The organism is Nocardioides sediminis (assembly GCF_003047295.1).
Classification (GTDB): domain Bacteria; phylum Actinomycetota; class Actinomycetes; order Propionibacteriales; family Nocardioidaceae; genus Nocardioides; species Nocardioides sediminis.
Window position 1 is genome coordinate 99,470 of the sequence record NZ_PZYZ01000001.1, and the last position, 19,614, is coordinate 119,083.

General features: G+C 73.4%; 18 protein-coding genes and 1 tRNA gene. 8 read left to right on the plus strand and 11 right to left on the minus strand.

Annotated elements, in window-relative coordinates; translation table 11 throughout:
• Window positions 1–428 precede the first annotated feature (428 nt).
• Window positions 429–2,024 (plus strand): MDR family MFS transporter, encoded by a 1,596-nt coding sequence (locus DAI17_RS00455; protein ID WP_234412054.1) that lies wholly within the window; start codon window positions 429–431, stop codon window positions 2,022–2,024.
• On the plus strand, window positions 2,021–2,464 hold the full coding sequence (locus DAI17_RS00460; RefSeq protein WP_107770947.1) for a MarR family winged helix-turn-helix transcriptional regulator: 444 nt from the start codon (window positions 2,021–2,023) through the stop codon (window positions 2,462–2,464). The genes DAI17_RS00455 and DAI17_RS00460 overlap by 4 nt, the downstream gene beginning before the upstream one ends.
• A gap of 76 nt (window positions 2,465–2,540) precedes the next feature.
• Here DAI17_RS00460 and DAI17_RS00465 read toward each other — a convergent pair whose 3' ends face one another.
• Both DAI17_RS00465 and DAI17_RS00470 read right to left on the minus strand, forming a co-directional pair.
• Window positions 2,541–4,148: a glycoside hydrolase family 13 protein gene (locus DAI17_RS00465; protein WP_107770948.1), complete on the minus strand. Its 1,608-nt coding sequence runs from the start codon at window positions 4,146–4,148 to the stop codon at window positions 2,541–2,543.
• 33 nt (window positions 4,149–4,181) lie between these two features.
• Window positions 4,182–4,973, minus strand: coding sequence for a hotdog family protein (locus DAI17_RS00470; RefSeq protein ID WP_107770949.1), 792 nt, complete (start codon window positions 4,971–4,973; stop codon window positions 4,182–4,184).
• 79 nt (window positions 4,974–5,052) lie between these two features.
• Here DAI17_RS00470 and DAI17_RS00475 point away from each other — a divergent pair, with 79 nt between their 5' ends.
• Entirely contained in the window at window positions 5,053–5,739 is a 687-nt protein-coding gene (locus tag DAI17_RS00475) for a metal-dependent transcriptional regulator (protein WP_107770950.1), read from the plus strand.
• 7 nt (window positions 5,740–5,746) lie between these two features.
• Here the strand turns inward: DAI17_RS00475 and DAI17_RS00480 are convergent, their stop codons facing one another.
• Genes DAI17_RS00480 through DAI17_RS00490 form a run of 3 tightly spaced genes read right to left on the minus strand, consistent with a single transcriptional unit; the run spans window position 5,747 to window position 8,864 of the window.
• A complete protein-coding gene (locus DAI17_RS00480; protein WP_234412055.1) occupies window positions 5,747–6,601 on the minus strand; it encodes a Sir2 family NAD-dependent protein deacetylase in 855 nt (284 codons plus the stop codon).
• Window positions 6,598–6,864, minus strand: coding sequence for a DUF2277 domain-containing protein (locus DAI17_RS00485; RefSeq protein ID WP_107770951.1), 267 nt, complete (start codon window positions 6,862–6,864; stop codon window positions 6,598–6,600). The genes DAI17_RS00480 and DAI17_RS00485 overlap by 4 nt, the downstream gene beginning before the upstream one ends.
• Before the next feature lie 59 nt (window positions 6,865–6,923).
• Window positions 6,924–8,864 carry a beta-propeller domain-containing protein gene (locus DAI17_RS00490; protein ID WP_107770952.1) on the minus strand — a complete coding sequence of 647 codons (1,941 nt, stop codon included), beginning with the start codon at window positions 8,862–8,864 and terminating at the stop codon, window positions 6,924–6,926.
• A gap of 56 nt (window positions 8,865–8,920) precedes the next feature.
• Between DAI17_RS00490 and DAI17_RS00495 the strand changes: the two genes are divergently transcribed.
• Complete coding sequence (locus DAI17_RS00495) at window positions 8,921–10,105, plus strand: saccharopine dehydrogenase family protein (protein ID WP_107770953.1); 1,185 nt, start codon at window positions 8,921–8,923, stop codon at window positions 10,103–10,105.
• A 76-nt stretch (window positions 10,106–10,181) separates the two neighbouring features.
• On the plus strand, window positions 10,182–10,943 hold the full coding sequence (locus DAI17_RS20810) for a hypothetical protein (protein ID WP_159081262.1): 762 nt from the start codon (window positions 10,182–10,184) through the stop codon (window positions 10,941–10,943).
• A 450-nt stretch (window positions 10,944–11,393) separates the two neighbouring features.
• On the opposite strand, the gene DAI17_RS00505 is transcribed toward DAI17_RS20810, so the two are convergent.
• Window positions 11,394–11,469 (minus strand) — tRNA-Arg (locus DAI17_RS00505).
• A gap of 70 nt (window positions 11,470–11,539) precedes the next feature.
• Window positions 11,540–13,117 carry a sulfatase family protein gene (locus DAI17_RS00510; RefSeq protein WP_159081263.1) on the minus strand — a complete coding sequence of 526 codons (1,578 nt, stop codon included), beginning with the start codon at window positions 13,115–13,117 and terminating at the stop codon, window positions 11,540–11,542.
• A gap of 176 nt (window positions 13,118–13,293) precedes the next feature.
• On the opposite strand from DAI17_RS00510, the gene DAI17_RS00520 reads away from it, so the two are divergent.
• Together DAI17_RS00520 and DAI17_RS00525 are read left to right on the plus strand one after the other, a co-directional pair.
• The gene (locus DAI17_RS00520) at window positions 13,294–14,559 is read left to right on the plus strand and encodes an LCP family protein (RefSeq protein ID WP_107770957.1); all 1,266 of its coding nucleotides are present in this window, start codon (window positions 13,294–13,296) and stop codon (window positions 14,557–14,559) included.
• Window positions 14,556–14,792 (plus strand): hypothetical protein, encoded by a 237-nt coding sequence (locus DAI17_RS00525; RefSeq protein WP_159081264.1) that lies wholly within the window; start codon window positions 14,556–14,558, stop codon window positions 14,790–14,792. The genes DAI17_RS00520 and DAI17_RS00525 overlap by 4 nt, the downstream gene beginning before the upstream one ends.
• 10 nt (window positions 14,793–14,802) lie before the next feature.
• On the opposite strand, the gene DAI17_RS00530 is transcribed toward DAI17_RS00525, so the two are convergent.
• The 3 genes from DAI17_RS00530 to DAI17_RS21740 all read right to left on the minus strand — a co-directional run bounded on the left by DAI17_RS00530 (window position 14,803) and on the right by DAI17_RS21740 (window position 16,278).
• A complete protein-coding gene (locus tag DAI17_RS00530; protein ID WP_107770959.1) occupies window positions 14,803–15,168 on the minus strand; it encodes an MscL family protein in 366 nt (121 codons plus the stop codon).
• Between the two features lie 59 nt (window positions 15,169–15,227).
• A complete protein-coding gene (locus DAI17_RS00535; protein WP_107770960.1) occupies window positions 15,228–15,863 on the minus strand; it encodes an SAF domain-containing protein in 636 nt (211 codons plus the stop codon).
• Between the two features lie 61 nt (window positions 15,864–15,924).
• Complete coding sequence (locus tag DAI17_RS21740; RefSeq protein WP_107770961.1) at window positions 15,925–16,278, minus strand: FmdB family zinc ribbon protein; 354 nt, start codon at window positions 16,276–16,278, stop codon at window positions 15,925–15,927.
• 105 nt (window positions 16,279–16,383) lie between these two features.
• On the opposite strand from DAI17_RS21740, the gene DAI17_RS00545 reads away from it, so the two are divergent.
• The gene (locus tag DAI17_RS00545; RefSeq protein WP_234412056.1) at window positions 16,384–19,005 is read left to right on the plus strand and encodes a penicillin acylase family protein; all 2,622 of its coding nucleotides are present in this window, start codon (window positions 16,384–16,386) and stop codon (window positions 19,003–19,005) included.
• Here DAI17_RS00545 and DAI17_RS00550 read toward each other — a convergent pair.
• Window positions 19,002–19,607: a 5-formyltetrahydrofolate cyclo-ligase gene (locus tag DAI17_RS00550; protein ID WP_234412057.1), complete on the minus strand. Its 606-nt coding sequence runs from the start codon at window positions 19,605–19,607 to the stop codon at window positions 19,002–19,004. The genes DAI17_RS00545 and DAI17_RS00550 overlap by 4 nt on opposite strands.
• Window positions 19,608–19,614: the final 7 nt, after the last annotated feature.

Sequence of the window (19,614 nt, forward strand, 5' to 3'; positions counted from 1 at the left end):
AGTGAGGTGGCTGCCCGCTAGGCAGCACCGGCCAATCGCCGTCGAGCTGCCGGCGAATCCACCGCAGCCACCCGACCCGCAGGCCCCCGGACGTCATCCCCCGGGGCCTCTCCCGGTGAAGACCGTGAGGGGCAGCAGGCCTGCGGGTCGCTGCATTTCCGGGTGCTCGGGCACCAGCGGGGCGGTCCACGGGGACGCTCGTACGACGCCCGCCGCCACGCCCGCCGCCACGCCCGCCGCCACGGGCGTCCGCGCCGGCGTACGCCTCCGCAGGCTCACCGCCGCGTCCGAGCATCCGCCGGCCGCGCCGCGGGGACCTGAGCCCGGCCGACGTGCGCCACCTCACGTCGTACCGGACGGGACAGGAGCAGGGGACAGGGAATATGGTTGCCGCTGGCAACCTTCTAGTCCTCATGAATCGAGCGTCCGTGTCCCACCCCCAGCCCGCCAGCGCACCCCCGACGGCGGAGCAGTCCGGCCAGATGAGCCACCGCGAGGTGATGGAGGCGCTCAGCGGCCTCCTGCTCGCGATGTTCGTCGCCATGCTGTCGAGCACCATCGTGTCCAACGCGCTGCCGCGGATCGTGACCGACCTCGACGGCAGCCAGACCGGCTACACGTGGGTCGTCGTCGCCACCCTGCTGACCATGACGGCGACCACCCCGATCTGGGGCAAGCTCGCCGACCAGTTCGACAAGAAGGTCCTGGTGCAGAGCGCCCTGGTGATCTTCTCGCTCGGCTCGGTCATCGCCGGCTTCGCGCCGACGATGGAGGTGCTGATCGGCGCCCGGGCGGTCCAGGGCCTCGGCGTGGGCGGGCTGACCGCGCTCGTGCAGGTCGTGATCGCCACGATGGTGACCCCCCGCGAACGGGGCCGTTACTCCGGCTACATCGGCGCCGTGTTCGCCATGGCCACGATCTCGGGGCCGCTGGTGGGCGGCCTGCTCGTGGACACGGTCGGCTGGCGATGGTGCTTCTTCTTCGGCATCCCGGTCGCGCTCGTCGCCTTCGTGGTGCTGCAGAAGACGCTGCACATCCCGGTCGTCCGGCGCGAGGTGCACATCGACTACCTCGGCGCGACGCTGCTGGTCGGCGGCGTCTCGCTGCTACTGGTCTGGGTATCGCTGGCCGGCAGCCAGTTCGCGTGGACGTCGGTCACGAGCATCGCCCTGGTGGTCGGAGGTCTCGTGGTGGTGGCTTGCGCCGTGTACGTCGAGATGAGGGTCGCCCGCGACCCGGTCATCCCGCTGCGGCTCTTCCGCGACCGCACCACCTCGCTGGCCACGGTCGCCTCCGTGCTCATCGGCCTGGCGATGTTCGGCGCCACGGTCTACCTCTCGCAGTACTTCCAGCTGGCCCGCGGCATGTCGCCGACCAGGGCCGGGCTGATGTCGGTCGCGATGGTCGGCGGCCTGCTGGTCTCCAGCATCATCAGCGGCCGGCTCATCACCCGGACCGGCCGGTGGAAGAACTTCCTCGTCGGCGGCATGGTCCTGGTGATCGTCGGACTGCTCCTGCTCTCCACCATCGACGAGACCACCCGCCTGTGGGTGGTCGGTGGCTTCATGGCGGTGCTGGGCCTCGGACTCGGCGCGACCATGCAGAACCTCGTCCTCGCCGTGCAGAACAACACCGCGCAGTCCGACATGGGCGCGGCCAGCGCGGTCGTCGCGTTCTTCCGCTCGATGGGGGGCTCGATCGGCGTCTCGGCCCTCGGCGCCGTGCTCAGCCACCAGGTCGCCGACGAGACCGCCCGGGGCCTGGCCCGACTCGGCATCGAGGGCGGCGCCGGCGGCAGCGGTCACATCCCCGACCTGGCCACGCTGCCCGAGCCGGTCCGCGCCGTGGTCGAGCACGCCTTCGGCGTCGCGACCGGTCACCTGTTCCTGGTGGCGGCACCCTTCGCGGTCGCCGCACTGGTCGCCGTACTCTTCATCGAGGAGGTGCCGATGCGCGAGACGCTGGACGACGACGACCTCGGTGCCCGCCGGGCGCCCGAGGCCACGGTGGTGCTGGAACGGTGAACGACCGCATCCGCACGCTGCACGCCCTCGAGCAGGAGGTCGGGATCCTGATGCGTCGCGTACGGCGCGCGCTCAGCGAACGGGCCGCCCTCGTGCACCCCTCGCTGCAGCCCTCGTCGTACGTCATGCTCGCCCACCTCATCGAGGCCGGTCCGCGGCGCTCCTCCGAGATCGCCGACACCTTCGACCTCGACAAGGGCGCGGTGTCGCGCCAGGTGCAGCACCTGGTCGACCTCGGCCTGGTGGAGCGCACCCCGGACCCGGCCGACGGTCGCGCCACGATCCTGACGGCGACGACGGAGGCCAAGGAGAAGGTCGACGCGGTCAGCCGGCTGCGCATCGAGCAGCTCGACGAGCGCCTCGCCGAGTGGTCGCCGGAGGACCTCGACGAGCTGGTCACCCGGTTCGCGCGTTACAACCGGACGCTCGGCCAGCCCTGAGGGCTCCCGCCCGGACGCCGACGGCCCGCCACCGAGTCACCTCGGTGGCGGGCCGTCGATCGTCGGTGCGGGCGTGTCAGCCGAGCCAGACGCAGGTGTCGGGCGGCAGCACGTCGGCCACCGGCGCGCTGCTCGCCACGACGGTGCCCGCGGGGAGCGGGAGGTCGGTGGTGCCACAGTTGAGCAGCACCCGCAGGCCGCCGCGGTGCAGCTCCAGCACGTCGTCGGTCCCGGTGAGGACCGTCACCTCGTCGCCCTGCGGCAGCGCGTGCGCACGCCGGGCCGCGAGGGCCGCGCGGTAGAACTCCAGCGTCGAGCCCTCCACCCCGGCCTGGGCCTCGACCGAGAGGCCCTTGAACTCGTCGGGCTGCGGAATCCAGGGCTGCGCGTCGCCGGGACCGAAGCCGTACGGCGCGGAGTCGCCGCCCCACGGGATCGGCACCCGGCAGCCGTCGCGGCCGACCTCGCCGGTGCGGAACCACGAGGGGTCCTCCCGGTGCTCGGGGTGGACGTCGACCTGCTCGAGGCCGAGCTCCTCGCCCTGGTAGAGGTAGGAGGAGCCGGGCAGGGCGAGCATGGCCAGGGTGGCGGCACGGGCGCGGGCCAGGCCCTGCTCGCCGCCGCCGTAGCGGGTGGGGTGGCGCACCACGTCGTGGTTGCTCAGCACCCAGGTCGGCGAGGCGCCGACCGGGGCCACCGCGGCGAGCGTGTCGACCACGACCTTGCGGAAGGAGTCGGCGGACCAGTCGGCCAGCAGCCAGGCGAAGTTGAAGGCCTGGTCGAGCTCGTCGGGCCGCACGAAGGCCGCCATGGACTCGGGCGTCTGGGTCCACGCCTCGGCGACGGCCATCCGGTCGGGACCGACGCTGTCGAGGACGGCGTTCCACCGGCGGTAGACGTCGTGCACCTCGGGCTGGTCCCACATGGGCTCGTCCTTGAGCTCGCGGGAGACCATCGAGGAGTCGGAGTTGACCTGGCCGGAGCTGGCCCGCCCGCCCTCGGCGACCACCTGGTCGCGCAGCGACTCCTCCTTGTAGAGGCCGTGCGCGACGTCGACGCGGAACCCGTCGACGCCCTTGTCCAGCCAGAAGCGCAGGACGTCCTCGAACATGTCGCCGACCTCGGGGTTGCGCCAGTCGAGGTCGGGCTGGGTGGAGTCGAAGAGGTGGAGGTACCACTGGCCGTCGGGGACTCGGGTCCAGGCGGGGCCGCCGAAGACGGACTCCCAGTTGTTGGGGGGCAGCGAGCCGTCGGGGCCCGATCCCTCGCGGAACATGTAGCGGGCGCGCTCGGGGCTGCCCGGGGCGGCGGCGAGGGCGGCCTTGAACCACTCGTGGTCGTCGGAGGTGTGGTTGGGCACCAGGTCGACGATGACGCGCAGGTCGAGCTCGTGCGCCGTCTCGATGAGGGTGTCGGCGTCCTTCAGCGTGCCGAACAGCGGGTCGACGTCGGTGTAGTCGGCGACGTCGTACCCGTGGTCGCGCTGCGGCGAGGTGTAGAACGGCGTGATCCAGAGGGCGTCCACCCCGAGGTCGCGCAGGTAGGGCAGGCGCGAGGTGATGCCCGGCAGGTCGCCGATGCCGTCGCCGTCGCTGTCGGCGAAGCTGCGGACGTAGACCTGGTAGACGACGGCGTTGCGCCACCACGCGGCGTCGGCGCCGATTGGATCGTTAAAATCAGCCATGCGGACCAGTCTGACCCGACTCCGCGTGCCGGGTCAATCCTGGGGGCGCTCCGCCGGGCGCAGCCCGCCGAACAGCGCCGGGTCCACGGCGACCCACACGTGCTCGGCCGTGGCCACCACCCGACCGTCGGCGTCGTACAGTGTGGCTGCGGTGAAGGTCTTGCGGCCCTCGCGTCCGCGTGCGGCGCCGACCACGACGTGCCGCTCGCCGACGACGGGGAGGGTGTCGATCCGGGCGGTCATCCGGCCCAGCACCATCAGCCGCTCGGTCAGGTCGCCGGCCCAGCCCCCCACGCAGTCCAGCGACGCCCAGGTGGCGGCGACCGAGGCGCGCGGGTCGTCGTCGACGTAGGTGTGCCAGTCCTCGGCCACGCTGCGGTGCGGCGTCCAGGTGGCCGCCACCCGGTCGCCCTCGACGACCCCGGGGAAGATCCGCAGGCCGTCGCCCTCCTCGCGGCCGGTGCCGCAGGCGAAGCACGTGGGGAAGGGGTGGAACGTGTGCCCGGCGTACGTCGCCTCGGCAGCGAGCGCGACCTCGGGCGCGACGGCGTCGACCTCGGACAGCGTCCCGTCGGCCACCCGCGCGGCGGTCGCGATCACGGCGCCGCCGAAGGTCGCGGTGCTGCTGCCGTCGTCCCCGGCCACCACGTCCATCGGGGCGTCGAGGGGCGGGGGCTGGCGCAGCGACACCTCCACGGTCGGCCAGTGTCCCGCGTGGTCGGCGGGCTCGCAGGAGAGGGTGCTGGCGAGGGCGCCGGCGGTCCAGCCGCCGTTGCCCGAGTCGGGTGGTCCGCAGAAGCGGCGCGGGACGATCAGCTCGGTCACCCGTCCACTGTGCCACCCGCGGCGCGGCGCGGTCGTGCCACCTCGTCCGGGTGTCGGCGCGATGGGACACAATGACGCCGTGAGCGACCTGATCGACACCACCGAGATGTACCTCCGCACGATCTACGAGCTCGTGGAGGAGGGGATCGTGCCGCTGCGTGCCCGCATCGCCGAGCGCCTGCACCAGAGCGGCCCCACGGTCTCCCAGACCGTGGCCCGGATGGAGCGTGACGGCCTGCTGACGGTGGAGGGCGACCGGCACCTCGAGCTGACCGAGGAGGGCCGCCGCCTCGCGACGCGGGTGATGCGCAAGCACCGCCTCGCCGAGCGCCTGCTGACCGACGTGATCGGCCTCGACTGGGAGCTCGTGCACGCCGAGGCGTGCCGCTGGGAGCACGTGATGTCCGAGACCGTCGAGCGGCGGCTCGTGGAGCTGCTCGGCCACCCCACGGAGTCGCCCTACGGCAACCCCATCCCCGGCCTCGACGAGCTCGGCGAGAGCGCGCTGGGGGAGGACTTCATGGACGGCGTCGAGCCGCTCTCCGTGGTCGCGGGCCCCGACGACTCCCGGGTCCTGGTCCGACGCATCTCCGAGGAGATGCAGAAGGACGAGGACCTGATGAGCACGCTGCGGCGCGTCGGCGCGGTGCCGGACAAGACGGTCACCGTCGCCGCCACGGGCGAGGGCATCCTCGTCGGCTCCGGCGGCGAGACCGCCGAGGTCGTGCTCGAGGCGGCCGAGCACATCTTCGTGCGCCGCCTCTGAGGGCTCCTCAGCCCCGGCCGTCGCGGCGGTCGGCGAGGGCGGTCAGGAACTCGCTGCACCCGACGTGGAGGGTGTACGTCGCCAGCTCGTCGCCCCGGGTGGCGCCGCGGTTGACGATCACCACCGGCGTGCCGGCCCGGGCTGCGCGCTTGACGAACCGCAGCCCGCTCATCACGGCCAGCGAGGACCCGGCGACGAGCAGCGCACCGTCCTCGCCGAGGGCGTCGACCGCCTCGTAGCAGAGCGCCACCCGGTCGGCGGGCACGTTCTCCCCGAAGAACACCACGTGCGGCTTGAGGGGCCCCCCGCAGCCGTCGCAGCCGGGGACCACGAAGCCGTCGGTCTCCTCGAGCTCGACGTCCCCGTCCGGCCGCGTCGCCGCCGCGCCGTGCCGGACCAGCCAGCCGGCGTTGAGGTCGGCCAGCCGCTGCTGGAGGGCGGTCCGCGCCGAGACGTCGCGGCACTCGAGGCACACCACGTCGGCGACCCGGCCGTGCAAGGCCACCACCCGGCGCGAGCCGGCTGCCTCGTGGAGCCCGTCGACGTTCTGGGTGATCAGCAGCTCGGGGTCGATCCGGGCCAGCGCCCGGTGCCCGTCGTTGGGCCGCGCGTGCCCCATGCGCGCCCAGCCGAGGTGGCTCCGCGCCCAGTACCGCTGCTGGGAGTCGGGTCCGGAGACGAACTCCTGGAAGGTCATCGGCGTCCGGACGGGTGACCCCGGTCCGCGGTAGTCCGGGATCCCGGAGTCGGTCGAGAGCCCGGCGCCGGTGAGCACGACGAGGGGCCGGGTCGTCAGGAGGTCGAGCGCCTCCTCCAGCCTGGCGTCGAGCACCGCGTCGACCCGCCCGGGGTGCAGGGTCACGCGTACCGCGCCTGCGCCCGCGCGCGGGCCTTGGCCGCCTCGACCTCGCGGTTCTTGGGCGGAGCGGTGGTCACCAGCTCGTCGAGCAGGTGCTGGGTGATGTGCGCGATCTCGCGCACCGCCTCGTGGAAGGCCGCCTCGTTGGCCTGGGACGGCTTCGTGGTGCCCGCGACCTTGCGGACGTACTGCAGGGCGGCGGCCGTCACCTCGTCGCGGGAGGCGGGCGGCTCGAAGTTGTTGAGCGGGCGGATGTTGCGGCACATGCCACCAGAGTAGGTCGGGCCCGCCGGGTGCGTCAGCGTCGGAAGGGCGAAGGTCCGGGTCAGAGCGGCATGAACGACACGCTGTCGCCGGCGACCAGCACCACCCGGCCGTCGGGCGTCGGGACCGTGCGCACGTCGGCGAGCTCCCCGCCCATGCCCACCGCGACCTCGACGAGGTCGTTGCGGATCCGGTCGCCACCCAGCCGCATCACCGAGACCCAGCCGGTCCGCCCGTCCCACCCGTCGGCGACGACGGTCAGCGCGATGCGTCGGTCGGGCAGCCAGGTGAACTGTCGCGGGTCGGTCCCCGCCGCGGCGGAGGAACGGGGCGGGTAGGCGACGGTGTCGAGCCGGTCCGGGGCGGTCAGGTCGGTCACGTCGAAGAGCGCGGCCTGGGCGCCGCGCAGGGTGCCGTCCGGTCCGGCGTCCTGGCCGACCCCGAGGAGACGCCGGCCGCCGAGGGGGTGGAGGTACTCGCTGTAGCCCGGGATCTTCAGCTCGCCCACCAGGCGTGGGGCGGTCGGGTCGGTGAGGTCGACGGCGTACAACGGGTCGACCCGGCGGAAGGTGACCACGAGGGCGAGGTCGTCGAACCAGCGCACCGCCGTGACCTGCTCGCCGACGCCGAGTCCGTCCACGCGGCCGACCTCGACCAGCCGCGTGCCGTCCTCGCGCAGGGTCACCACCGAGCTGGCCGGGGCGGCGCGGGCGGCAGGGCCCGCGATCCCCGTGCCCGTCACCGTGAGGCGCAGGGTCCCGTCGGCGACGTCCATCGCCCACCGGTCGCGGACCGACCCCTCCACCTCCCCGCCGGCGACGTAGGTGGTGTCGAGGTCATCGAGCGCGAAGGCGTGCAGGTCGGTGGTGCCGTCGCCGGGCGTCGGCGGCAGGCAGTCGATGCACTCGATCGTCGGCCGGCGCTCCCACCACCCGGACGCCGGACCGGTCGCGAGGTAGAGGCGGTCGGTGGAGAAGTACGACGTCGTGGCGTCGGCGGCCAGGCCGGTCGCCGACGCTGCGGCCAGCGGGTCCGTGTCGGCGGCCCGGAACCCCAGGACGGTGGTGGTGGCCAGCGCCGCATCCCGGTCGGTCGGCACGGCGACGTCCCCACAGGCCACCACGGGCGCGCCGCCGACCGTGGGCAGCCAGTCGGCCAGCGTGGAGTCGCGCACCACCTGCCGGTTGTGCTCCAGCGCCGCCCCCTGATCCTGGCGCGGGCCGGGCTGCACGAAGTCGAGGGCCGGCAGCCCGGTGCGCAGGACGAGGCGCACGACGTCCTCGGAGGGGTCGCCCGATGCTTCGCCCAGGTCGCCGTGCAGCCGCGCGGCGACCAGCTCGGCGTCGAGGTCGGCGGTGCTCACGACCCGCGGGGCGCCGGGGTCGGCCACGTCCAGGACGACGACCCGGGTGCCCGCGCTCCCGTCGTACGCGCCGGGGGTGCCGCGCTCGACGGCGCCCAGGACGACGACCCGGTCGCCGGACACCAGGAGCTCGCCGTCGGCCATCCCCTCGAGGGTCAGGGTCGAGAGCAGCCGCGGCTCGTCGGCGCCGAGGTCGTGCACGGTCAGGACGTCGTCCTGCACGCGCACGAGCCGGTCGTCGAGGACCTTGACCGCGTCGGGCTCGTCGACGCCGGCCTCCTGCACGTTGGTGCCGGTGCCGCTGCTCGTGGACCTCGTCGTGGTCGGGAGCGGGGCGCCTGCCGCCGTCTCCGAGCGGGCGGCGCCGGACGCGTCGAACATGATGACCGGGCCGGTCTCCCAGCCGTAGGGTCCGACCTCCTCGAGCGCCCGCTCGACGTACTGCGCGAGCAGGTCGTCGCACGAGGTGGCCGGACGCATCCCGGCCGACGCCAGCCGGAGATCGCCGCCCGCACCGTCCGTCCCCGGTACCGACCGTGACCCGGTCCCGCCCGTCACGGCGAGGGTGGTGAGGACGCTGCCGGCGACCAGGCCCAGCAGGCCCAGTGCCGCGAGGAGCCACCTGGAGGTCCGTCCCATTCCCGTCAGACGCCCGCGGCGGGGAGCGGGTTCCGCGGACCTGTTTGGATGGCGGCATGACCGACCCACGCGCCCTCGACCGCGACCTCGACATCGTGCTCCTCGGGGCGACCGGCTTCACCGGTGGCCTGACCGCCGAGTACCTCGTGCGGCACGCGCCCGCGGGGTTGCGCTGGGCGCTCGCCGGACGCAACCTCGACAAGCTCGAGCAGGTGCGGGCCCGCCTCGCCACGATCGACCCGGCCGCCGCCGGTCTCGAGCTCCTTCAGGTGGACGCGACCGACCCGGTGGGCCTGGCCGAGGTCGCCGGTCGCGCCCGGGTCGTCGCCACCACGGTGGGACCGTTCCTCTCCTACGGCGAGCCGCTGGTCGCCGCGTGCGCCGACGCCGGCACCGACTACGTCGACATCACCGGGGAGCCGGAGTTCGTGGACCGGATGTACCTCCGGCACCACCAGGCGGCCGTCCGCACGGGCGCGCGCCTGGTGCACGCCTGCGGCTTCGACTCGGTGCCGCACGACCTCGGCGCCCTCTACACCGTGCGCCAGCTGCCCGCCGACGTCCCGATCACGCTGCGGGGCGTCGTACGCACCGGGGGGACCCCGTCGGGCGGCACCATCCACTCCGCGCTCGAGCAGTTCGGCCGCGCCCGCCGGATGAAGGAGGCGCACTCCGCCCGCCGCCGCGCCGAGGGCCGGCCGGCCGACGGACGCCGGTCGCGTGCGGTGGCCGGAAGGCCGCACCGGGACTCGACCCTGGGCTACTGGCTGCTCCCGCTGCCGACGATCGACCCGGTCGTGGTCGCCCGCAGCGGCGCCGCCCTGCCGGCGTACGGTCCCGACTTCCGCTACTCGCACTATGCGGGCACCAAGACGCTGCGGTACGCCGCCGGCGGCGCGCTGGGCGCCGGGGCGCTCGTCGCGGCCGCCCAGGTCGGGCCGGTCCGCGACTTCCTCCTCGGCCGGGTCGCGCAGGGCGAGGGTCCCGACCAGGCACGTCGGGACAGGGCGTGGTTCACCGTCGACCTCGTCGGGGAGGGTGGTGGGCGCACCGTGCGCACCCGCGTCTCCGGCGGTGACCCGGGCTACACCGAGACTGCGATGATGCTGGCCGAGTCGGCCCTGTGCCTGGCGCTGGACGACAACCCGCCGACGGCCGGGCAGGTCACCACCGCGCAGGCGATGGGGGACAACCTGCTGGAGCGCGTGCAGGCGGCGGGCATGAGGTTCGAGACGCTCTGACCGGGGCCGGCTCCTCGGCCGTCGAGAGGCTTTCGCCTCTGACGCGCACCCCGTCCCTCTTGGTAGAACGCCGGGTATGGAGTGGCTCCTGCTCGCCTTGGCGGCAGGCGGCGCGGCGACGTTGACCGCCCGCCGGTTCAGCTCCCTTCGGGCCGATCGCAGGGAGCAGGCCGTCGTGCTCGACCAGATGCGCCGACTGGCGGACGAGGACGTCACCGTCTTCGGCGAGCAGCTCCAGCGTCTCGACCGCACCCTTGCCGGGCGACCCCTCGACCCGAGTGCGCAGCACGACTACCAGACCGCACTCGACGCCTACGAGCGCGGGAAGTGGGACGCCCCGCACATGGAGCACCCCGACGAGATCAGCCGGCTGGTCGACACCCTGGCCACCGGCCGCTTCGCGCTGGCGTGCGTCCACGCGTGGATCGAGGACAGGCCGCGTCCGGAGCTCCGGGTCCCGTGCTTCTTCAACCCCCAGCACGGACCGTCGGCACGCGACGTGATGTGGACGAGCGTCCGGCGTGGCACCCGCATCGTCCCCGCCTGCAGCCGTTGCGCCGCCCAGCTCGCGGCGCGGGAGAAGCCGGAGGTCCTGACCGTGGAGATCGGCTCGCGCCGCGTGCCCTACTGGGAGGCCGGCGCCACCTTCGACCCCTACAGCCGGGGCTACTTCCCGGCGGACGCCACCGCTGCCGGCGCCGCGGCGGCCTGGATCCACATGGCTCCAGAACCCGACTCGTACGGCGGCGGGTTCGACGGCCACGGCGGCGGCTTCGACGGCGGCGGCTTCGACGGTGGCGGGTTCGACGGTGGCGGGGGCGACGGGGGCAGCTTCTGAGGCGGGCCGGCGAGCCACGCCCGGCTGACCGAGCGACGAAGGGACCTTCGACCCTGCTGTGCCGACTCGGTCGTACCTAGCCTCGATGGGGCACGTCGCCACCTCCCCCGAGGCGACACCGCACGCAGCCCGAGGAGCCGACGTTGGAACAGAGCCGCACCCTCCCGCCCGTCACCCGCCCCGCCCGCTGGCGCTACAGGTCCGCCGTGCACGCCGCCCGCGTGCTCAACTCGATCGGTCGGACCGACACCGTCCCCAGCCAGAGGCAGTCACCCGAGAACCGTTCGCCGCGACGCAGCGAGGCCCGTCCGACCGTGTCGTGAGGCATCCCCTGCTGGGTTGACGCCGTCAGCGGGACGGAAGCGCCCGGTCGGCACGTCCCAGCGCGACGAAAGCGCCCGGTCGGCACGCTCCAGCGGCACGGAAGCGCCCGGTCGCCGGTCGGTGGTGTGGTGCCCCAGGTAGGAGTCGAACCTACGACCTTTCGCTTAGGAGGCGGCTGCTCTATCCACTGAGCTACTGGGGCGAGTGCGGGTCCATCCTCGCAGGACGGCGCCCCCCCGCGCCAAGCAGCCCCCGGCTCCCGGAGCCGCTGCTCAGCGGCGCGGCGCGCGGACCTTGCCGAACCGCCGGTTGCACTCGGCGCCCGCGCAGTCGCCGAGCGCCCGCAGGCGGCGCTCGAGCTCGCGGCGTACGGGGGCGTGCCGCTTGGACAGGATAAGGTTGCGCAGCTCGTAGGGGTCGCGGTCCCGGTCGTAGAGGAACCCGTCGCGCATCCCGTCGTTGACCCGCCGACCGTAGGACCAGCGCTTCGTCAGCACGCCGCGGTAGGTCCAGCCCGGGTCGCGCACGCCGGTCGCCTTGCCGCCCGTCTGGGTCAGCATGGTGTCGCGCCGGGCGGTCGCCCTGCGGCCGAGGAGCGTGTCGGAGAAGTCCTCGCCGTCCAGCGTGAGGTCGGGGGAGAGGTCCATCAGCGAGCTCAGGGTGGCGGTCAGGTCGACGAGCGACACCATGCGGTTCGACGTCCTGCCGGCCGGGACGCCCGGACCCCGCACGACGAGCGGCACGTCCATGATCTCGTCGGTGAGCCGGTCCTTGCCGGTGAAGCGGTGCTCGCCGAGGGCGTAGCCGTTGTCGCTGGTGAAGACGATGTAGGTGCTGTCGAGCTCGCCGGTCTCCCGCAGCGTGTCGACCAGGTTCTTCACGGCGTCGTCGACCGACAGCAACGACCGGATGCGGGCGAGGTTGAGGGTCCGCATCTCCTTGCGCGAGATGGTGCCGCGCTTGCGCACGACCCGCTCCTTGTCGCGCAGGTCGGCCTCGTTGAAGCTCGGCACCCGGAAGGACCGCGGCTTCAGCCCGGCCAGTGCCCGCCGGTGCTCGGGCGCCACCATGGGCGGCCGGCCACCGCGGTCGCCGTCGCCGTCGCCCCGGGCCGAGCGGGGCATCCAGATGTGCGGTGCCACGTGGTTGGCCATGACCATGTACGGCGTGGGGCCGGCCCAGCGCTCGAGGTCGGAGACCGTGCGCTGGTCCAGCCGCGTGGTGACGTAGTCACGGCGGTAGGAGGTGCCGTTGAAGAAGTCGAAGTTGGCGTAGTCGGTGGCCGGCTCGAGCAGGATGTCGAAGTTGTCCCAGCCCGGGTCGGCGGGCTCGCCGCGCTCGAAGTGGTTGAGGTGCTTGCCGTGCAGGGCGGTCCGGTAGCCCGCGTCCTGGGCCCACGTCGCGATCGTCGAGCTCGGGTCGAACGACTGCCAGCCGCCGTACGGGCCGGAGTTGTGGTGCACACCGTTGTTCTGGGCGTACTGGCCCGACAGGATCTCGGCGCGGGCCGGGCAGCACAGCGGGTGCGGGGACTGCGCCTGGCGGAAGGTCATCCCGCGGTCGACGAGGAGCTTGCGCACGTGGGGCATGTGGCGCATGTCGTCGGCGCGCATGTCGTCGGTCAGCACCAGCACGACGTTGCGCGGCTCCTCGGTCACCGCGGTGCCGCGCCCCGCGGCGGTCCTGGTCCCTGGGAGGGGAGTGCCGGCGCCGGAGGTCGCCGAGCTGGCCACGGGGCTGGTGCCGGGGCTCGCGACGGGGGCGACGAGGGCCAGCCCGACGACAGCGACGAGAGCGGCCAACGGCACGCGGAGGCCGCGGCGGAGGCGGGAGTGGGGCTGGTGGGGCACGACGAGACAGTCCCTGGGGCCGAGGACGGGATGGACGACATCATCCTTTCACGCGAGTCGGCGCCGAAGAATTTGTCCTGCCGAGCACTACGGTGACAATTTGCTGGTGTCGCGTAGGTTGCGACGTTGACCCGGGGTGTCCGCCGAGCGCCCCACCGACGAAGGTGTGAGACCAGGTGTCAGGAGCCCACAGCGCCCAGACCGAGCCCCCTGCGCCCAAGCGCAAGGGCGAGGTCAAGCGCAAGCACACCGTGGGGCGCGTCGTCCTCGTCAGCACCCTGGTGCTGGCCCTGGTGACCGCGCTCAGCGTCGTCTTCCTCTACCGCCACCTCAACGGCAACATCGACACCGAGTCCTTCGCGGCGCTCGGGGACGACCGGCCGGAGAAGGTCTACCGGGGCAACGGCGAGCCGCTCAACATCCTGGTGATGGGCGACGACACCCGGTCGGGCGAGGGCAACGACATCGACAGCGAGGCCGGTGGCGGCGGGTCCGACACCACGATCCTGGTGCACCTGTCCGCCGACCGCAGCCGGGCGTACGCCATCTCCATCCCGCGCGACTCGATCGTGGACCGGCCGGAGTGCGACGGCAGCGACCCGGTGAGCGACATCATCTGGAACCAGGCGTTCTCGGTCGGCGGCCCGCTGTGCACGGTCGCCCAGGTCGAGGAGAACACCGACGTCTTCGTCGACCACTTCGTCACCGTCGACTTCAACGGGTTCGGCGAGATGGTCGACGCGGTCGGGGGCGTGCCGGTCTGCGTGCCCGAGGACATCGAGGACCCGAAGCACGAGATCTTCGTCCCGGCCGGCGACCCCTCCCTGCTGACGGGCGACGAGGCGCTCGACTACGTGCGCGCGCGCTACGTCGGTGAGCTGTCCCAGCAGAACGACATCAGCCGCATCCGCCGCCAGCAGACCTTCATCGCCGCCCTGGTCCGCGAGGTCAAGTCCGCCGGCACGCTGACCCGCCTCGACAAGGTGGTCAACTTCCTCGACGCGGCGACGAAGTCGCTCACCACCGACGAGGACCTCGGGTCGGTGACGCGGCTCGGCAAGATCGCCATGCAGCTGCAGAACATCGGCCTGGACGAGATCCAGTTCGTGACCGTGCCCAACGCCTACTACCCGCGCGACTCCGAGCACTGGGGCCGGGTCTACTGGACCGACGAGGCGACCGAGCTGTGGCAGTTCATCAACGAGGACAAGCCGCTGCCCAAGCGACTCCTCGACGACGCCGTCACCGCCGAGGCCCCGTCGACGTCCAGCGAGGCCGCGGCCCAGGAGACGGAGTCGCCCTCGGAGTCCCCGTCCGCCACCGACCAGCCGGAGACCCCGTCCGAGACGGCGACGCCGACCGAGACGGCCACCCCCGACGAGACGGCCACGCCGACCGAGGAGGCCACGCCCACCGAGACGGTCCCGGGCGTGTGCGCGTGACCCACGCCGAGCGGCCGGACGCCGGACGACCCGACGACGAGGACCCCGCGTCGGTCGCCGAGGGCGGAGAGGCCGGCGAGGCCGACGAGACAGTCGAGACCGTCTCGCCGACCGAGCAGGAGCCCGACTGGGTACGACGTCGCCGGCTCGACGCCGCCTTCGGGGACGGCGCGCACAGCCAGTCCCTCGGCGACCGGTGGTACCGCGACCAGGTGCCACCGCACCACGGCTGAAGCGAGCGGGTCAGACCTGGCCGTTGCGGGCGCGCAGCAGGTCCCGGATCTCCTCCAGCACCGCCACGTCGGCCGGGGTGCCCTCCTCCTCGGTGGGGAAGTAGCGCTCCTTGGCCTTGGTGTAGGGCATGACGATGAAGAAGTAGACGATCGCCGCCATGATCACGAACGAGATCAGGGCGGTCAGCCAGGCGCCGACGGAGACGCCGCCGGGTGCGTAGGTGGAGAAGTCGGGCGTGCCGCCGGCCTTGCCGATCAGATCCATGATGAGGGCCACCGTCGCGGTCACGACCGCGGCGAAGGCCGTCGCCATGATGAAGGCGACCGCCAGCTCGATGAGGTTGCCGCGCAGCAGGAAGTTCTTGAATCCGCTCATGACGTGCTCCTAGCTCGACCCCGAGGTCGGAGTCAGTGATGTGTGGGTCGGCTCGCACGCTAGCGCGCGAACGCCACCACGAGGAACTGCGTCACTGCGGCCGCGCCGACGTCCGGGGCCGCCGTCGGACCGAGGCCGAGCACGACCAGCCGCCCCGGCGGCGCGGCGGGGTCCTCGACCGAGGACGACCCGACCGGGGGCACCGCGAGGACCAGCACGTCCTGGGCCAGCGGCGTGGCGCCGCCCGACCCCGGGTCGGCCGCCAGCAGGTCGATGCGGTCACCGGGACGCAGCAGGTCGACCACGCCGGCGTCCGGCAGCCGCACCGGCATCACCGTGAGGTCGGGATGCGCGGCGGCGAGGCGCGCCCCGACCAGCCGTACGTCGGTGACCGGCTCCCCCGCGCCGACGGGAGCGGCCAGCACCCGTCCGACCGGGTCCTCGGCCACGGCCGCGGGGGCGGTGCCGGGGGCGAAGGCGGCGGTGGTGACGTCGTCGCGAGCGACGACCGACCCCGCGGGCAGGTCGCGCACCGCCACCGGGACCGGCACGCTCGGTGGGGGAGGAGCGACCCCCAGGCGGAGGCCCACCAGCACCGCCACGGCGGCGCAGAGCGCGGCGAGGGGACGACGGCGGGACAGCACGCGGCGGCGCAGGGTGCGCCAGCGGCGGCGCACGTCGTCGAGGGAGGCCATGCCGCGACGCTAGGGCGCCGCGCGGACCCCCTGCCCCGAGCGCGGGGCGACCTGGGGAGGGTCAGCTGGAGGAGGAGCCTGTGGACGACGGCTGGCCCGACGACGAGCCGGACGAGGAGGATCCCGAGGACGTGCTCGAGCCCGAGCCGGACGACGAGGTGCCGGACGACGGCGAGGACGAGCCGGAGGAGTCCGAGGACGAGCTGCCCGACCCGGAGGAGGACGACGAGGACGAGCCGGAGCGGCTGTCGGTGCGGTAGAAGCCCGACCCCTTGAAGACCACGCCCACGGCGTTGAAGACCTTGCGCAGCCGGCCGTCGCACTCGGGGCAGTGCGTCAGGGCGTCGTCGTTGAAGCTCTGGAACTGCTCGAACGCGTGGCCGCACTCGGTGCAGAGGTACTGGTAGGTGGGCATCGGGGACCTTCGGGGATGACGGTGGTGGCTCACGGGGGGTGGATCGCGGGACACGCTGGCACTCGCCACGGTCGACTGCCAATCGTACGGCACAATGCCCACACGATGAGCGAGCAGCCTCCGACCACCCCCGCCGACCCGTCGTGGTGGCAGATGTTCCGGGCCGCCCCCCGCGGCGTCCGCTGGACGGCGTACGGCGCGGCCGCGCTCGCGGCGCTCCTCGCGCTGCTCCTCGCGGTCACCGGCGCCTTCGTGCTGCGGCCGGTCGCGCAGACCGACGGCGAGGTCGAGGTCCCGGGCCTGACCGGCGAGGTCGAGGTGCTGCGCGACGCCCACGGCATCCCGCAGGTCTACGCCGACACCGACGACGACCTGCTGCGTGCGCAGGGCTACGTGCACGCCCAGGAGCGCTTCTTCGAGATGGACGTGCGCCGCCACGTCACCAGCGGCCGGCTGTCCGAGCTCTTCGGGGAGGACAGCCTCGAGACCGACAAGATGATCCGCACCATGGGCTGGCGCCGGGTCGCCGAGCAGGAGCTCGCGCTCGTCGACACCGGGACGCGCGAGGCGCTCGCGTCGTACGCCGAGGGTGTCAACGCCTACCTCGAGGCCCACGGCAGCACCGGGATCGCGGTGGAGTACACCCTCCTCGCCGCGACCGGCCTGGCCTACGAGCCCGAGCCCTGGACGCCGGTCGACTCGCTGGCCTGGCTGAAGGCGATGGCGTGGGACCTGCGGGGCAACATGACCGACGAGATCGACCGGGTGACGGCCAGCCTCGACCACACCGCCGAGGAGGTGGCGCAGCTCTACCCCGACTACCCCTTCGACCGGCACCCGCCGATCGTCGGCAGCGGCGGTGTCGTCGACGGCGTCTTCGAGCAGAACGCCTCCGGCAACGCGACCCGCATCCCCCGGCGCCCGGCGTACTCCCGTGAGATGGTCGACGCCCTCGAGGGGGTCCGCGACACCGTGGCCGCGATGCCCGACCTGATGGGTCGGGGCGACGGGATCGGCTCCAACTCGTGGGTCGTCGACGGCGAGCACAGCGCGACCGGCGCGCCGCTGCTGGCCAACGACCCGCACCTGGCCGTCGGCATGCCCGGCACCTGGGTCCAGATGGGCCTGCACTGCCGCGAGGCCACGCCCGACTGCACCCTGGACACCTCCGGCTTCACCTTCTCCGGCGTCCCGGGCGTGATCATCGGGCACAACGCCGACATCGCCTGGGGGTTCACCAACCTGGGCCCCGACGTCACCGACCTCTACCTCGAGAAGATCGAGGGCGACACCTGGATCCAGGACGACGAGCCGCGGCCGCTGGAGATCCGCACCGAGACCATCGAGGTCCGCGGCGAGGACGACGTCGAGCTCCGGATCCGGGAGACCGCGCACGGCCCGCTGGTCAGCGACGTGTCGCAGGAGCTCAGCTCGGTCGGCGCCAACGCGCACGTCGACGAGGTCGACCTCACCGGCCGTGGCAACGGGTACGCCGTGGCCCTGCAGTGGACCGCCCTGGAGCCCGGCACGACCGCCGACGCCGTCCTGGCCCTCAACCGGGCGAGCAGCTGGGACGAGTTCCGCGCCGCCGCCGCCGACTTCGCCGTGCCGGCCCAGAACCTCGTGTACGCCGACCGCGAGGGGCACATCGGCTACCAGGCGCCCGGCCGGATCCCGATCCGCAAGTCCGGCAACGACGGGCGGATGCCGGCAGAGGGCTGGGTGTCGGCCAACGACTGGACCGGCGACCACGTCCCCTTCGACGGCCTGCCGAGCGTGCTCGACCCCGAGGAGGGGTTCGTCGTGACGGCCAACCAGGCCGTCGTCGGTCCCGACTACCCCTACTTCCTCACCAGCGACTGGGACCGCGGCTACCGCTCGACCCGCATCCGGCAGGTGCTCGAGGAGGAGGGCGAGCTGTCGGTGGAGGAGATGACGCGCCTCCAGCTCGACTCGGCCAACCCGATGGCACCCACCCTCGTGCCCTACCTGCTCGACGTGCCGGACCTGCCGAGCGCCTACTACCGCGACGGCCAGGAGCTGCTCGCCGACTGGGACTTCTCCCAGCCCGCCGACAGCGCGGCCGCGGCCTACTACAACGCCGTGTGGAGCAACCTGCTGCGGCTGACCTTCCACGACGAGCTCCACGAGGACGTCCGGCCCGAGGGCGGCGACCGGTGGTTCGGCGTCGTGGAGCCGCTGCTGGCCGACCCCGCCGGCCCGTGGTGGGACGACGTGGACACCGAGCAGCCGGAGTCGCGCGACGACATCCTCCGCCAGGCGATGATGGACGCCCGGGACGAGATGACGCGCCGGCAGGCCCTCGACCCCGACCAGTGGACCTGGGGCCACCTGCACCGCCTCGACCTGCACAGCTCGACGCTTGGGGAGTCCGGCATCGCCCCGGTGGAGCGTCTCCTCAACCGTGACGGCTACGAGGTCGGCGGCGGGTCCAGCATCGTCGACGCCACGGCGTGGGACGCCACCGAGGGCTACGAGGTCACCTCCGCGCCGTCCATGCGGATGGTCGTCTCGCTGGCCGACCTCGACCGGTCGCGCTGGATCAACCTCACCGGCGTGTCCGGGCACCCGGGCTCGCCGCACTACGCCGACCAGACCGAGCTGTGGGCCACCGGTCGCTACCTCCCGTGGGTCTTCTCCAGGGACGCCGTCGAGGCCGCGGCCGAGGACACCCTGACCCTCCTCCCGGCGGCCGCCGACGACTAGGAGCCGAGCGCGTGCACGCCGGCGGGCGTGATCGCGTGCGTCACCGGCCGGTCGTGGGGCTCGGTGGGCACGTCGATCCCGACCTCGGCGTCGTGCAGCAGCACCGCCGTCGGTCGTCCTGCCGCGCGGGCCAGTGCCCGGTCGTAGCACCCGCCGCCGCGACCGAGACGGTCGCCGACGGGCGAGACCGCGAGCCCCGGCACCAGCAGGACGTCGGCCTCCAGCACCGCCTCACGGCCCAGGCGCTCCCCGACGGGCTCCTGCAGGCCGAGGCGGGCGGTGGCCAGCGACCCCGGCCCGTCGTGCACGGCCCAGTCCAGGTCGAGGTCCGGCAGCACCACGGGGACCAGCACCCGGATCCCCGCCGCGCGCAGGCCGTCGACGAGCGGCCCGGTGCCCGGCTCCGGACCCACCGAGACGTACGCCGCGACGGTGCGCGCGCGGCGTACGGGATCCCAGGCGAGGGCGTGCCCCGCGATGGCCGCGGCGGCCGCCTCGAGCTCGGCCGCGGGACGGGTGCGGCGACCCTCCAGCAGCCGCCGGCGCAGCGCCCGCTTGCGCTCGCCCGGGTCCGTGGACGGGGTCTCGCGTGGTATCGGCACGGGATGA

Coding starts and splice junctions, on each gene's coding strand:
- DAI17_RS00495 (WP_107770953.1), top strand. CDS start 8,921: ATGACCGACCCACGCGCCCTCGACCGCGACCTCGACATCGTGCTCCTC.
- DAI17_RS00530 (WP_107770959.1), bottom strand. CDS start 15,168: ATGAGCGGATTCAAGAACTTCCTGCTGCGCGGCAACCTCATCGAGCTG.
- DAI17_RS00465 (WP_107770948.1), bottom strand. CDS start 4,148: ATGGCTGATTTTAACGATCCAATCGGCGCCGACGCCGCGTGGTGGCGC.
- DAI17_RS00535 (WP_107770960.1), bottom strand. CDS start 15,863: ATGGCCTCCCTCGACGACGTGCGCCGCCGCTGGCGCACCCTGCGCCGC.
- DAI17_RS00490 (WP_107770952.1), bottom strand. CDS start 8,864: ATGGGACGGACCTCCAGGTGGCTCCTCGCGGCACTGGGCCTGCTGGGC.
- DAI17_RS00545 (WP_234412056.1), top strand. CDS start 16,384: ATGAGCGAGCAGCCTCCGACCACCCCCGCCGACCCGTCGTGGTGGCAG.
- DAI17_RS21740 (WP_107770961.1), bottom strand. CDS start 16,278: ATGCCCACCTACCAGTACCTCTGCACCGAGTGCGGCCACGCGTTCGAG.
- DAI17_RS20810 (WP_159081262.1), top strand. CDS start 10,182: ATGGAGTGGCTCCTGCTCGCCTTGGCGGCAGGCGGCGCGGCGACGTTG.
- DAI17_RS00485 (WP_107770951.1), bottom strand. CDS start 6,864: ATGTGCCGCAACATCCGCCCGCTCAACAACTTCGAGCCGCCCGCCTCC.